11 protein-coding genes, 1 other RNA gene and 1 other annotated feature are annotated in these 14,021 nt (G+C 44.1%); of the genes, 11 read left to right on the top strand and 1 reads right to left on the bottom strand.

Annotated elements, in window-relative coordinates; all coding sequences use genetic code 11:
- Positions 1-215 precede the first annotated feature (215 nt).
- From pckA to JQM82_RS03915, 10 genes are all read left to right on the top strand, one after another.
- Positions 216-1,820: a phosphoenolpyruvate carboxykinase (ATP) gene (pckA, locus tag JQM82_RS03960; protein WP_235248732.1), complete on the top strand. Its 1,605-nt coding sequence runs from the start codon at positions 216-218 to the stop codon at positions 1,818-1,820.
- A gap of 54 nt (positions 1,821-1,874) precedes the next feature.
- A non-coding RNA gene (gene ssrS / locus JQM82_RS03955) (6S RNA) lies at positions 1,875-2,056 on the top strand.
- Between the two features lie 141 nt (positions 2,057-2,197).
- Positions 2,198-3,550, top strand: coding sequence for a SpoIID/LytB domain-containing protein (locus JQM82_RS03950; protein WP_235248730.1), 1,353 nt, complete (start codon positions 2,198-2,200; stop codon positions 3,548-3,550).
- Between the two features lie 56 nt (positions 3,551-3,606).
- Positions 3,607-4,452: a YihY/virulence factor BrkB family protein gene (locus JQM82_RS03945; RefSeq protein WP_235248729.1), complete on the top strand. Its 846-nt coding sequence runs from the start codon at positions 3,607-3,609 to the stop codon at positions 4,450-4,452.
- A 53-nt stretch (positions 4,453-4,505) separates the two neighbouring features.
- Positions 4,506-4,736: a binding site (T-box leader), on the top strand.
- 71 nt (positions 4,737-4,807) lie between these two features.
- The gene (gene pheS, locus JQM82_RS03940) at positions 4,808-5,827 is read left to right on the top strand and encodes a phenylalanine--tRNA ligase subunit alpha (RefSeq protein ID WP_235248728.1); all 1,020 of its coding nucleotides are present in this window, start codon (positions 4,808-4,810) and stop codon (positions 5,825-5,827) included.
- A gap of 22 nt (positions 5,828-5,849) precedes the next feature.
- On the top strand, positions 5,850-8,270 hold the full coding sequence (gene pheT, locus JQM82_RS03935) for a phenylalanine--tRNA ligase subunit beta (protein ID WP_235248727.1): 2,421 nt from the start codon (positions 5,850-5,852) through the stop codon (positions 8,268-8,270).
- A 17-nt stretch (positions 8,271-8,287) separates the two neighbouring features.
- On the top strand, positions 8,288-9,265 hold the full coding sequence (sppA, locus tag JQM82_RS03930) for a signal peptide peptidase SppA (protein ID WP_235248726.1): 978 nt from the start codon (positions 8,288-8,290) through the stop codon (positions 9,263-9,265).
- Positions 9,246-9,902 (top strand): RDD family protein, encoded by a 657-nt coding sequence (locus JQM82_RS03925; protein WP_235248725.1) that lies wholly within the window; start codon positions 9,246-9,248, stop codon positions 9,900-9,902. Before sppA ends, JQM82_RS03925 begins: the two co-directional genes overlap by 20 nt.
- A gap of 2 nt (positions 9,903-9,904) precedes the next feature.
- Complete coding sequence (gene queA, locus JQM82_RS03920; RefSeq protein WP_235248724.1) at positions 9,905-10,930, top strand: tRNA preQ1(34) S-adenosylmethionine ribosyltransferase-isomerase QueA; 1,026 nt, start codon at positions 9,905-9,907, stop codon at positions 10,928-10,930.
- A gap of 59 nt (positions 10,931-10,989) precedes the next feature.
- On the top strand, positions 10,990-11,463 hold the full coding sequence (locus JQM82_RS03915; protein ID WP_235248722.1) for a superoxide dismutase family protein: 474 nt from the start codon (positions 10,990-10,992) through the stop codon (positions 11,461-11,463).
- Between the two features lie 71 nt (positions 11,464-11,534).
- Here the strand turns inward: JQM82_RS03915 and JQM82_RS03910 are convergent, their stop codons facing one another.
- Entirely contained in the window at positions 11,535-12,608 is a 1,074-nt protein-coding gene (locus tag JQM82_RS03910; RefSeq protein ID WP_235248721.1) for a M24 family metallopeptidase, read from the bottom strand.
- A 265-nt stretch (positions 12,609-12,873) separates the two neighbouring features.
- Here JQM82_RS03910 and cbiD point away from each other — a divergent pair, with 265 nt between their 5' ends.
- Positions 12,874-14,016 carry a cobalt-precorrin-5B (C(1))-methyltransferase CbiD gene (gene cbiD, locus JQM82_RS03905; RefSeq protein ID WP_235248720.1) on the top strand — a complete coding sequence of 381 codons (1,143 nt, stop codon included), beginning with the start codon at positions 12,874-12,876 and terminating at the stop codon, positions 14,014-14,016.
- Positions 14,017-14,021 lie beyond the last annotated feature (5 nt).

Genomic DNA, 14,021 nt, shown 5'->3' with positions numbered 1-14,021 from the left:
ATCCTGCATTTTTAACAAAACTAAAAACGAATTTTTGGGAAATAAGAAAAATAAATGCATAACAGGGAACATAAACTTTCGCGAAAGAGATTGTTAAAGTGTTGACTTTTTTGTAAAAAAATGCGATAATGGAGCAAATGTCGTTGTTGCGGGACATGGGATAGAATGAACAGCTCCGACGACACTCAAATTTATAGAAAAGAGGTTAAACAAAGATGGCGAAAATCGATTTAAGTAAGTACGGCATTTCAGGAACTACAGAGATTGTACACAACCCTTCTTATGAATTATTATTTGAGGAAGAGACACAGGCAGGTCTTGAAGGATTTGAAAAAGGACAGGTCAGCGAGCTTGGAGCAGTGAATGTAATGACAGGCGTATATACCGGACGTTCTCCAAAAGATAAATTCATCGTTATGGATGAAAACTCCAAAGATACTGTATGGTGGACTTCTGATGAGTATAAGAACGATAACCATCCGGCTTCTGAAGAGACATGGGCAGCAGTAAAGGATATTGCAGTGAAAGAGCTTTGCGATAAGAAGCTTTATGTAGTAGATGCTTTCTGTGGAGCGAATAAGGATACACGTATGGCGATCCGTTTCATCATGGAAGTTGCATGGCAGGCTCATTTTGTTGAAAACATGTTCATTATGCCTACCGCAGAAGAACTTGAGAGTTTTGAGCCAGATTTTGTTGTTTATAATGCTTCAAAAGCAAAAGTTGAAAACTATAAAGAATTAGGACTGAATTCAGAGACTGCAGTTGTGTTCAATATCACAAGCCGTGAACAGGTTATCATTAATACCTGGTACGGCGGAGAGATGAAGAAAGGTATGTTCTCCATGATGAACTATTACCTTCCGCTGAAAGGAATTGCATCTATGCACTGTTCAGCAAATACAGATATGAACGGAGAGAACACAGCAATCTTCTTCGGTCTGTCCGGAACTGGTAAGACAACACTTTCTACAGATCCAAAGCGTCTTCTGATCGGTGATGATGAGCACGGATGGGATGACAATGGAGTATTTAACTTTGAAGGTGGATGCTACGCAAAAGTAATCAACCTGGACAAGGAATCTGAACCTGATATTTACAATGCGATCAAACGGAATGCGCTTCTTGAGAACGTAACACTTGACGCTGACGGAAAGATTGATTTTGCAGACAAGAGCGTAACAGAAAATACACGTGTTTCTTACCCGATTGATCATATTGAAAAGATTGTACGTCCGGTATCTTCCGCTCCGGCTGCTCAGAATGTAATCTTCCTGTCCGCAGACGCTTTCGGAGTACTTCCACCGGTATCCGTATTGACACCAGAACAGACACAGTACTACTTCCTGTCAGGATTTACAGCAAAGCTTGCAGGAACAGAGCGTGGAATCACAGAGCCTACACCTACTTTCTCTGCTTGCTTCGGACAGGCATTCCTGGAACTCCATCCTACAAAATATGCAGAAGAGCTTGTTAAGAGAATGGAAAAGAGTGGTGCAAAAGCATACCTTGTTAATACGGGATGGAATGGTACAGGAAAACGTATCTCTATCAAAGATACCCGTGGAATCATCGATGCAATCCTGAATGGAGATATCCTGAATGCACCTACAAAGAAGATTCCATACTTTGATTTTGAAGTGCCTACAGAGCTTCCGGGTGTTGATCCTGCAATTCTGGATCCTCGCGATACCTATGCAGATGCTGCACAGTGGGAAGAGAAAGCAAAAGACCTTGCAGGAAGATTCATCAAGAACTTTGCAAAATACGAAGGAAATGAAGCTGGAAAAGCATTAGTTTCTGCTGGTCCACAGTTATAAAAAACGCTTTTATGAGTTGTAAAATGTACGTAAATAGGTTATAATAATTTTAGTCAAAACCTGGGATGTGCGATAACTTCTGTAATTTTGAACCTACAATACTTTAAACGGGACTCCTACATCTCTGTAATATGTCAGGCCCCCGATCATGCAGGGGAAGACAAAAAAGCAGATGCGGACACCCACCTAGCTGTGGCTAGGAGTCAAAATACAGAAACCGGCATTTTGGGGATATGCAAATGATAAAAGGCAGCCGTGTGCGGCTGCCTTTTTTTGCAACAGAAAACGCAATTTTTTAACAGCATAAAACGAGTTCATATAAGAACATATCAAAGCATACATTAGAGAAAGACCCGGGACAAGAGGTTACATGGCAAGTGAGCAGATACAGAAAAAAGAAAGCGCTGAGAAATGAAGAATTGAAGCGGATGTCTTACCTTGGAATGTCTCTTTTAATCGTGCTTCTGATCGTCTGCGGTCTGTTGTCAGCAGTATATGCAGAGCAGGATCAGAACAATCGGAAATACGAGACAGGTATTCAGGAGGGGAATACAGCATCGCAGGAAGAAGCGGTATGGGACTCTTCAGATATTCGGGTGCTGATCATGACGGATGGGTATAAGCAGGAGGTACATTCTTCGGTAGAAGTGTGTGCTTCAGGCGGAATGGAGATCTGTGCAGGTGAAACGGTACAGGAAACTGTGGAAGGGGAGACAGTTCAGTTCCTCCCGGATAGTGCATGGTTTCAGGACGGCATTGTCCGGATAAGGGCCAGAGATGGCGGCGAAGTCACAGTCATGGGAATTACGCGGGCCTGCGGACATCCCTCCTATTCAGGAGTACTGGAACTGCGGACGACTCCGGAAGGAATTGTGGTCATCAATGAGCTTCCGGTAGAAACATATCTGTGCAGAGTGGTTCCAAGTGAGATGCCGGCTTCTTATGAACTGGAAGCATTAAAGGCGCAGGCGGTGTGTGCAAGAAGTTATGCATGGCAGCAGATGGAAAATTATGCGTATCCGGAATATGAAGCACATGTGAATGACAGCACAGACTACCAGGTATACGGAAACAGTCTCCCGCAGAAGATGACAGATCAGGCGGTCTCAGAGACGGCCGGCCAGGTGCTCTGTTATAACGGACAGGTAGTGACGGCATATTACTATTCAACCTCCTGTGGTGTCACTACGGATGTAGAGGCATGGGGGACATCGGTCAGTGAAGCAAATCAATATCTGAAGTCGGTTGAAGTAAGAGGAGAAAATGGTGATTATGAAAAGGACCTTCCATGGTACCGGTGGGAAGCAGACATTCCGGCAGAAGTGTTGTCCGGGCTGATCGGTTTTTATACGGGGAAAGACATTGGAAAACTGGAAAGTATAGAAGTGACAAGAACAGGAGCCGGGAATATTGTGCTCCAGATCTATGCAGTGGGTGATAAAGGGAGTGTAACAGTAGATACAGAAAATAAGATCCGAAGGGCTCTTGGTGGAAGTGGGTATGAGATCATAAAACAGGATGGCACAAAAGTACCCGGCCAGACGCTGCTCCCGAGTGCATTTTTTACAATTGAAAAGAACGAAGATGTGTATAAGATCAGAGGAGGCGGGTATGGGCACGGAATCGGAATGAGCCAGAATGGAGCAAATGAAATGGCAAAAAACGGGAAAACATATATAGAGATACTGACCCTGTTTTTTCAGGGAATCACAGTTGAAGTTAAGATGTAATGGACAAACCGGGGAAAATCAAGTAGAATAGAGGTCAAATATATCGGGAGAATACAATGAAGAAGGTAAGAAATCTGTATAGGAAAGTAATTGAAATGACGAGCAGGATAGGAAATGATCATGTTGGAGCATATGCCGCACAGGCGGCATATTTCTTCATGCTGAGTCTGATTCCGATTATTCTGCTTCTGATTACAATGGTGCAATATACACCGGTTACAAAGGCAGATATTATGACGGCAGTTCTACAGGTATTTCCGAGTACTGTGGAAACGCTGATTACATCTATTGTAAATCAGGTGTATAACCAGTCGACCGGTATTATTCCGCTTACGATTGTGGTGGCGCTCTGGTCTGCGGGAAAAGGTGTGCTTGCCATGACAAACGGGCTAAATATGATCTATAAGTGTCATGAGACGCGAAATTACATTTTACTTCGTATTCGTTCGACGATATATACGGTCATGTTTTTACTTGTCATCATATTTCTTCTGGTATTGTCTGTATTCGGTAACACATTAAATATATTTGTAACACAACACGTCCCCTTTCTGGAACAGGTTGCAGACAAGTTGATTCAGATGAGAACCATTGTTACGCCCATTCTTCTGGTCGTGTTTTCCTTGTTACTGTATAAATTCCTTCCAAACCGGAAAGGTAAGCTGAAAGATCAGGTTTCAGGCGCCGCATTTACTGCAGTTGGATGGATGATTGTATCCTGGATTTTCTCTATATATCTGGATGTGTTTACGGGCTTTTCTACTATGTATGGAAGTCTTACAACGATTGTACTGATCATGCTTTGGATGTATTTCTGTATGTACGGAATTCTTCTTGGAGGAGAGCTGAATGTCATGATGAAGGAGAAGCGGGAGCAGGAGGGAGAAGTGCAGGACCAGTAGAATTATTTCTTGACATCCTGAATTCATATGTTACAATAATTAGGTATTCATAGTTAAAAGCAATGACCGTGTAAGTAGTGACCCATTTTCCAAAAGAGAGAGGGAATCACCGGGCTGAAAGTTCCCTTTGGTTCAGATGGTAAACGAATTTCCCACGTAAGCTGCACTTTTGAAGTAAGAGTAGAAGGTGACGTATATGCACGTTACGCATGTTATGAGTGCTCATATTCGAAGGAAGGATATGGGAATCAGGGTGGTACCACGGGTTAGACCTCGTCCCTTTTGGGATGGGGATTTTTTTTACCTATAAAAGGATCATAATGCTTTAATTTAAAGAAATGAAAGGAAGAAAATGATGAAAGACAAACTTCAAAACATCAAAGATGAAGCGCTGAAGGCCATTGAACAGGCTGATGTGCCGGAAAAACTGAATGATGTGCGTGTAAGATTCCTTGGTAAGAAAGGGGAACTTACCGCAGTATTAAAAGGAATGAAAGATGTTGCACCGGAAGACAGACCGAAGGTAGGACAGATGGTCAATGAGACGAGAGCGGCAATCGAAAGTATTCTCGAAGAAAGTAAAGTAAAGATGGAAAGAGCCATCAGAGAAGAGAAGATGAAACAGGAGGTGATCGATGTTACACTTCCGGCAAAGAAAAATACAGTCGGACATCGTCACCCGAACACCATCGCACTGGAAGAGGTGGAAAGAATCTTTACCGGTATGGGTTATGAAGTTGTTGAAGGACCGGAAATTGAGTATGACGAATATAATTTCCGTAAACTGAATATTCCGGACGGACATCCGGCAAAGGATGAACAGGATACTTTCTACATTAATAAAGATATTGTACTCAGAACACAGACATCTCCGGTACAGGCGCGTATCATGGAGCAGGGGAAGCTCCCGATCTGCATCCTGTCTCCGGGACGTGTATTCCGTTCTGATGAAGTGGATGCGACACATTCTCCATCCTTCCATCAGATCGAGGGACTTGTAATTGACAAAAACATATCTTTTTCAGATTTGAAGGGAACTCTGGAAGTATTTGCAAAAGAGTTGTTTGGTGAAGAGACAAAGACGAAATTCAGACCACATCATTTCCCGTTTACCGAACCAAGTGCGGAGATGGATGTTACATGCTTCAAATGCGGCGGAAAAGGCTGTCGGTTCTGTAAAGGATCCGGATGGATTGAGATCCTCGGCTGCGGTATGGTACATCCGCATGTTCTGGAAATGTGTGGAATTGATCCGGAGGAATATACCGGATTTGCATTCGGTGTTGGTCTGGAGCGTATCGCGTTGCTGAAATATGAAATCGATGACATGAGACTGTTGTACGAAAATGATATTCGTTTCCTGAAACAGTTCTAATTCATAAGGAGGAGAAAAGAGAATGAATACTTCATTATCATGGATAAAAGCGTATGTTCCGGATCTGGATGTAACGGCTCAGGAATATACAGACGCAATGACTTTGTCCGGTACAAAGGTAGAAGGATATGAAAAAATGGATGCTGATCTGGATAAGATCATAATCGGACAGATTGAAAAGATCGAGAAGCATCCGGATGCAGATAAGCTGATTATCTGCCAGGTAAATGTAGGAACAGAAACAGTACAGATTGTAACGGGTGCTCCAAATGTAAAAGAAGGCGACAAAGTTCCGGTTGTACTGGATGGCGGACGTGTGGCTGGCGGACATGAGCCGGGACAGCGTGTGGCCGGCGGTATCAAGATCAAGAAAGGCAAGCTTCGCGGTGTGGAAAGCTGTGGTATGATGTGTTCGATCGAGGAACTTGGTTCCAACAGAGATATGTATCCGGAGGCTCCGGAATATGGAATCTATATATTTGATGATGACGCAGTGGTTGGAGAAAGCGCAATTAAAGCACTGGGACTGGATGATGTTGTCGTAGAATATGAGGTTACATCCAACCGTGTAGACTGCTTCAGTGTGATCGGAATTGCAAGAGAGGCAGCGGCAACATTTGGAAAAGAGTTCTATCCGCCGGTTGTAACTCCGACCGGAAATGAGGAAGATGTAAATGATTATATTAAAGTTACGGTGAAAGATACGGAACTGTGTCCGAGATATTGTGCAAGAGTGGTAAAGAATATTAAGATCGGTCCATCTCCGAAATGGATGCAGAGACGCCTGGCATCTGTAGGTATCCGTCCGATCAATAACCTGGTTGACATTACCAACTATGTAATGGAAGAATATGGACAGCCGATGCATGCATATGATCTGGACACGATTGAAGATCGTGAGATTATTGTTCGTACAGCTGCAAAAGGTGAGAAATTTACGACGCTTGACGGACAGGAGCGTGAGATGGATGAATCTGTACTTATGATCTGTGATGGAAGGAAATCCATCGGTATCGCGGGAATCATGGGGGGAGAGAATTCCATGATCACGGATGATGTGCATACCATGTTATTCGAGGCGGCTTGTTTTGATGGAACCAATATCCGTAAATCCAGTAAGAAGATTGGACTTCGTACAGATGCTTCCGGCAAATTTGAAAAAGGTCTGGATCCGAACAATGCACAGGCGGCAATCGACCGTGCATGCCAGCTGGTAGAAGAGATGGGAGCCGGTGAAGTTGTCGGCGGAATGGTAGATGTATACGGGAAAAAGAAAGAACCGGTGAGAGTACCGTTTGACCAGGAGAAGATCAACAGTCTTCTGGGAACCAATATCTCCAAAGAAGAAATGATTGGTTATTTTAAGAAGATTGATCTGGAATATGATGAAGAGACCAATGAGGTGATTGCACCTACTTTCCGTCATGACCTGTTCCGTATTGCGGATCTGGCAGAAGAAGTTGCAAGATTTTACGGATATGATAATATCCCGACAACGCTTCCGAAGGGAGAAGCAACAACCGGAAAACTATCCTTCAAGTTGAGAATTGAGCAGGTTGCCCGTGATATCGCAGAATTCTGTGGATTCAGTCAGGGAATGACATACTCTTTTGAAAGCCCGAAGGTGTATGAAAAGCTTCGTATTCCGGAGGATTCTGTACTTCGCCAGGCAATCGAGATAAAGAATCCGCTGGGAGAAGATTATAGTATTATGCGTACTTCTTCCATTAACGGAATGTTGACTTCCCTTTCAACCAACTATAATAGAAGAAACAAAGATGTAAGATTATATGAACTTGCCAATATCTATCTTCCAAAGGCTCTTCCGCTTACCGAACTTCCGGAAGAACGTGTCCAGTTTACACTGGGTATGTATGGAGAGGGAGATTTCTTCACTATGAAGGGAGTAGTAGAAGAGTTCTTTGATAAAGTAGGAATGCACAAAAAAGAAACCTACGATCCAAATGCCGGCAAACCGTTCCTGCACCCGGGACGCCAGGCTAATATTATCTATGACGGAGTGGTGGTCGGATATCTGGGAGAAGTACATCCGGATGTTGCGGATGCGTATGGAATCGGAACCAGAGCTTACATTGCAGTGATTGATATGCCGGAGATTGTTGCGAGAGCAACATTTGACAGAAAATACAGCGGAATTGCCAGATTCCCGGCGGTTACCCGTGATATTAGTATGGTTATGCCAAAAGAGATCCTTGTTGGACAGATTGAACATGTGATTGAGAAGAAGGGTGGAGCATATCTGGAAAGCTATTCTCTGTTCGATATCTATGAAGGTGCCCAGATTAAAGCTGGTTATAAATCAGTTGCTTACTCTATCGTGTTCCGTGCAAAGGATAAGACACTTGAAGAAGCTGATATTACAGCAGCGATGGACAGAATATTAAAGGCACTGGAAGAGATGGGTATTGAACTTCGTAAATAAAGAAAAGGAGTTACAATATGAAGAAAAAACAGATCGTTGGACTGGTAATAGCAGTGGTACTGTTTATTTTAACAGGTGTGGTAAGTGTTCTTACGAATGCATTTTCCAGACAGATGTTCGAAGAAAGTGTAGGCGATATCATCACCGGGTCTTATGAATTCAATCCGCCGGCAAATGATTATATTGCAATCGTCCGGGTAGAAGGAACGATTCAGGAACAGGCGGATACGAATGCATTTGGCGAGGCGGTAGGGTATCAGCATGTGACCACCCTGGATTATATCGACAATCTGATTGCCGACTCCGGTAATGTGGGAATCCTCTTATATGTGGATTCCCCGGGAGGAACAGTCTACGAATCGGAAGAATTGTATCTGAAACTCAAAGAGTATAAAGAAAAGACCGGCAGGCCAATCTGGGATTACATGGCGCATTATGCTGCTTCCGGTGGATATATGGTTTCCATGGCTGCAGATAAGATCTATGCCAACCCCAATACGACAACCGGTTCGATCGGTGTTATTATGTCCGGATATGATATGTCAGGCCTTTACGAGAAGCTTGGAATCCGTTATGTAAGTATTACCAGCGGCGCCAACAAAGACAGCAGCCAGATGACAGATGAGCAGATTGCAATCTATCAGGAGCAGGTAGATGAATACTATAATAAGTTCGTTGATATCGTGGCTGAGGGAAGAGGCATGTCTGCGGAGAATGTAAAAGCTCTTGCAGATGGGCGCACGTATACTGCAAATCAGGCAATAGAAAATGGATTGATTGATGAGATCGCTCTGTATGATGATATGGTAAGTGAGATGCGTGACGAATTTGGAACCGGTGAATTCTATGAACCCGAAGCAACGCAGAGTGTGCTGGCTTCGTTTTTCTCAAAAGCAGAAAAGCTGATTCCGAAGTCAGAAGCTCAGATTCTGAAGGAAACCGCAGCAAGTATGGAAAGCGGGGTGCCAATGTATTATGCAGAACAGTTACGATAGTCAGAAGATAGACTATGCCGGATTCTGGGTGAGGCTGGCAGCATATGTAATGGACAGCCTGATCGTATTTGGCGGGCTGGCGATTGTAAGACTCGTTCTGGGCATAGTATCACTCATAACAGGAGGATCAGTGCTCAGTGAAAATATATTGTTCCATTATACACTGGGAGATATTCTTCTGTACGTACTTCAGGTATTGTATTTTATATTGTGTACATACTATACGGGTACAACATTGGGTAAAAAAGCGCTGAATCTCAGAGTAGTCTGTGCAGATGGAGAAGAAAAACTGAGCTTTCTCAATGTGGTATACAGAGAGACGATCGGAAGATTCCTGTGTGGTATGACCATGGGAATCGGATATATCATGGTCGGCATCGATCAGGAAAAAAAAGGACTTCACGACATGCTCTGCGATACACGGGTCGTATACCTGAAGAAAATCAAAGTAAAGACTGTCCGTCAGCTGTCGCGGGAGCAGGAGGAATCACCGACACTTGGCTGGCCGGTGAGTGAACCCTGTAAAGGGGATGGACAGATTCCGTCTACCGTATATCGACTGACGGAGGAACTTCCCAAAGAGGAACTTCCCAAAGAGGAATTTCCGAAGGAAGAACAACAGGAAAGGAATTCATAATTATGAAACGTCAGGATTTTTATTATGAATTGCCGGAAGAATTAATTGCGCAGGATCCGCTTGAAGATCGTTCCAGCTCCAGACTCCTTGTATTAGATAAGGAGTCTGGGGCTGTTTCCCATCATGTGTTTAAAGAAATTGTAAACTATCTGCATGAAGGGGACTGCCTGGTTATCAATGATACAAAAGTACTTCCGGCAAGATTGATAGGATCAAAAATTGGAACAAATGCAAAAATAGAAATATTATTGTTAAAAAGAAAAGAAAATAATGTCTGGGAAACGTTAGTGAAACCTGGAAAGAAGGCGAAGATCGGAACGAAGATCAGTTTCGGTGAAGGGCTTCTGATCGGAGAAGTAATCGATGTTGTGGAAGAAGGAAATCGTCTGGTTCAATTTACTTATGAAGGAATCTTTGAAGAAATTCTGGATCAGCTGGGACAGATGCCGCTTCCTCCTTATATTACGCATCAGCTTCAGGATAAGAACCGGTATCAGACGGTGTATGCAAAGCACACCGGCTCTGCGGCTGCTCCGACAGCCGGACTTCATTTTACTCCGGAACTTCTGGAGAAGATTGAAAAGATGGGCGTGGATATTGCAAGAGTGACACTCCACGTAGGCCTTGGAACATTTCGGCCGGTAAAGGTGGAAGAGATCACAGATCATCATATGCATTCAGAATTCTATATGATCGATGAAGCAGCGGCGGAAAAGATTAACCGGGCAAAAGATTCCGGACATCGCGTCATCTGTGTGGGAACAACGAGCTGCAGAACCATTGAATCTGCGGCAGATGAGACAGGGCATCTGAAAGCATGCAGTGGATGGACGGAGATATTTATCTATCCGGGATATCAGTTCAAGATTCTGGATTGCCTGATTACGAATTTCCATTTGCCGGAATCTACTTTGATCATGCTGGTCTCTGCACTCGCCGGAAGAGAACATGTGCTTGCGGCTTATGAGGAGGCTGTAAAGGAAAGATACAGATTTTTCTCTTTTGGAGATGCGATGCTGATTCAATAATTAACACGCATATTACATGACAAATCTACATAGAATGCTCCAAGGAGTGTGATGTAGAGATGGAGTTTAAGGGAAGTCCGGCAGCTTATGCCGTGATCACCGGGAATAAGAAATATCCAAAACTTAATGGAAAGGCCTGGTTTTTTGACACGCATGGAGGAACGCTTGTAACCGTGTCGGTTCGAGGAATTGAAGACCTGGATGGGGCATACAGTCAGAACTTTCATGGAGTTCATATCCATGCGGGAATGTCATGTACGGGCAACGAACAGGAGCCGTTTGCAGATGCTGACGGACATTATAATCCGAGGGATACAGGACATCCGCAGCATGCAGGAGATCTTCCGCCTTTATTAAGCTGCCGTGGCTCTGCATGGATGTCTGTATATACGGATCGGTTTTATCCAGAGGATATTATAGGGAAAACGATTATCATTCATGCAATGCCGGATGATTTTCAAACACAGCCATCCGGAGATTCGGGCGAGATGATTGCCTGTGGAGAGATTCAGGAATGGACAGAAGAACAGTAAGAAACATAGAAACCGATGCTGCTCCGAAGGAAGATCACAGTCTTGGAGCAGCATCGGTTTTTGGCAGAAATTTATAGGATCATCAGATCTTTTGGGAAGTGTGTCAGAGATTCTGCACCGTCTTCTGTGATGAGAACGGTATCTTCGATACGCACACCACCCCAGCCAGGAATATAGATTCCGGGCTCCATGGTGATAACACAGCCCGGAAGCATGGTGCGTGTACCATTGATGCCAAGGAATGGCTCTTCGTGAAGATCCAGACCAACGCCATGTCCCATTCCGGAATAATAGTATTCTTCGTATTTGGTTACGATCTTTCGAATCTCAGCGTCCGGTTTTGTGGCATGGACACCTGGCCCCATGTTCTGAAGCCCTGTTTCCTGTCCTTTTCTGACTAATTCGTAGATTTCTCTCTGTTGCTCTGTCGGTTCACCGACAATGAAGGTACGGGTGATATCAGAGATGTATCCGTTGTACATAGCTCCGTAATCAACCAGGACAAAATCTCCTTTTTCTACCTTTTTGTCACTCGGTTTTCCATGAAGGAGAGAAGTTTTCGCTCCGGAGATCAGGATGGTCTCAAACCCAATGTCGTGTGCACCGTGCATCTTCATGCTGAATTCCAGGCGTGCACATAATTCGCGTTCTGTAACTCCCGGACGGATATAAGGAACCAGCTCTTCGAGTGCTTTGTCAGCGATCTCGCAGGCAATGCGGGTATTGGCTACCTCTTCTTCGGACTTGGCATAGCGCAGTTCTTCGATAATGTTGCGCGTTGGAATCAGTGTTGTGCCGCAGGAGGCAAGAAGCTGTTCCAGTTCTGCATATTTGTCATATGTCGTAAAGCATTCTTCAAATCCGAGATGTTTGATCCCTGCTTTTTCGCAGACATATGCGACTGCTTTCGGAAGACTGCGGTCATGGTGATGCCAGTTGATGATTTCATAATCTGGACAGGAAAGTTCTGCCAGTTCGGTAAAACGGCTGTCTGTAATTACGTACTGTCCCTGTGGGCAGATTACTGCATAGGCCAGTTCGTCCGGATAACCGGTTGTATAGTTGACGTTGGATTTCTTTGTAATATAGAATCCATCCAGATTCTGTTCTTTTAATATACGAAGTATTTTTTCGATCTTGTTCATGATGAGACCGCCTCCTATAGAAAAAATAAATAACTAGACTACAGTATAGACTATAGTCCATAAATAAAATAACAGATTTGGTAATATGTGTCAACACAGAAAAGGGAAAGTGTAAAAAAATATACAAAATGCATAATCAATAAAGGCGGTAAGGCTTCTTCGTGAAGGAGAAGAAGGATTTGACAGACGGAAATGAAACCGATAGAATTGTAGGCAGAGAAGTGGCATGTATGGGAACAGTAATCAGGGCGAGGAGCGATAGAAAATGACACAGAAATCACTGGCAAAAGGCTATACAACAGGGACTTGTGCGCAGGCAGCGACAAAAGCTGCGATGTGGATGCTGATGACAGGAAAACCATGTGAAAAAGTGCAGGTAGAACTGCCACAGGGAGAAACGCTCTCGCTGGATATCTGTGAGATTAAGATTGAAAACGGAGAGGGCGTGCAACCGCTTCCGGAAGAAGTCTGCTGTGCGGTAAAAAAAGACAGCGGAGATGATCCGGATATTACCAATGGAGTACTGGTCTACAGTAAGGTGAGCCGGAATCAGGGGACAGAGATTACGCTGGATGGGGGAGAAGGAATAGGAAGAGTTACAAAGCCGGGACTGGATCAGCCGGTCGGCGCCGCGGCAATCAATCGCGTCCCCAGACAGATGATTATAAAAGAGATAAAGGAAGTATGTGAGGAAGTCGGATATGAACGGGGAATTCACGTAGAGATATCCATTCCGGAAGGGGAACGTCTTGCAGCTGGAACCTTTAATCCAAGACTTGGAATAGAGGGGGGCTTATCGATTCTTGGAACGACCGGAATCGTAGAGCCTATGAGTGAACAGGCACTGGTTGATACGATTCGGGTAGAAATGAAGGTGTGTATGGCTGGGAGATACCGTTATCTGATCGTAGCACCGGGTAATTACGGGCTGGATTTTTTGTCGGAACAGTATGGAATGAAAGATGAGGATGTTGTCAAGTGCAGCAATTATATCGGACAGACTCTGGATATGGCAGTGGATATGGGGTGCAGGGGAATTCTCCTTGTCGGTCATATCGGAAAACTGATCAAAGTATCGGGAGGCATTATGAATACCCATTCCAGATGGGCGGACTGTCGGATGGAGTTGATGGCTGCAGCGGCACTTCGGGCCGGAATAGAAGGTACGAAAGCAGCAGCACTTCTGGAATCCGTAACGACAGATGATGCACTTGGAAAGTGTACATCTGACGAAAGGGTGCTGATCATGAATCAGATTATGAATCAGATTGAAGAGTATATGAATTATCGAACGGAAGGAAAATTGTTGACCGGAGCAATAACATTTTCAGAGGTGTATGGAATCCTCGGGAAAACAGACCGGGCAGACGAATTAATCGATCGTTTCAGAAGAGAAAGAGGAGTGTAGATATT

Origin of the sequence: Faecalicatena contorta, from assembly GCF_021531995.1 — a bacterium.
GTDB classification, from domain to species: domain Bacteria; phylum Bacillota; class Clostridia; order Lachnospirales; family Lachnospiraceae; genus Dorea_A; species Dorea_A contorta_A.
This window is presented reverse-complemented; position numbering and strand designations above follow the sequence as displayed.

Bases quoted from the DNA above. Each gene is read 5' to 3' on its own strand.
- pckA (WP_235248732.1), top strand. From the start codon at position 216: ATGGCGAAAATCGATTTAAGTAAGTACGGCATTTCAGGAACTACAGAG.
- JQM82_RS03945 (WP_235248729.1), top strand. From the start codon at position 3,607: ATGAAGAAGGTAAGAAATCTGTATAGGAAAGTAATTGAAATGACGAGC.
- pheS (WP_235248728.1), top strand. From the start codon at position 4,808: ATGAAAGACAAACTTCAAAACATCAAAGATGAAGCGCTGAAGGCCATT.
- pheT (WP_235248727.1), top strand. From the start codon at position 5,850: ATGAATACTTCATTATCATGGATAAAAGCGTATGTTCCGGATCTGGAT.
- sppA (WP_235248726.1), top strand. From the start codon at position 8,288: ATGAAGAAAAAACAGATCGTTGGACTGGTAATAGCAGTGGTACTGTTT.
- JQM82_RS03925 (WP_235248725.1), top strand. From the start codon at position 9,246: ATGCAGAACAGTTACGATAGTCAGAAGATAGACTATGCCGGATTCTGG.
- queA (WP_235248724.1), top strand. From the start codon at position 9,905: ATGAAACGTCAGGATTTTTATTATGAATTGCCGGAAGAATTAATTGCG.
- JQM82_RS03915 (WP_235248722.1), top strand. From the start codon at position 10,990: ATGGAGTTTAAGGGAAGTCCGGCAGCTTATGCCGTGATCACCGGGAAT.
- JQM82_RS03910 (WP_235248721.1), bottom strand. From the start codon at position 12,608: ATGAACAAGATCGAAAAAATACTTCGTATATTAAAAGAACAGAATCTG.
- cbiD (WP_235248720.1), top strand. From the start codon at position 12,874: ATGACACAGAAATCACTGGCAAAAGGCTATACAACAGGGACTTGTGCG.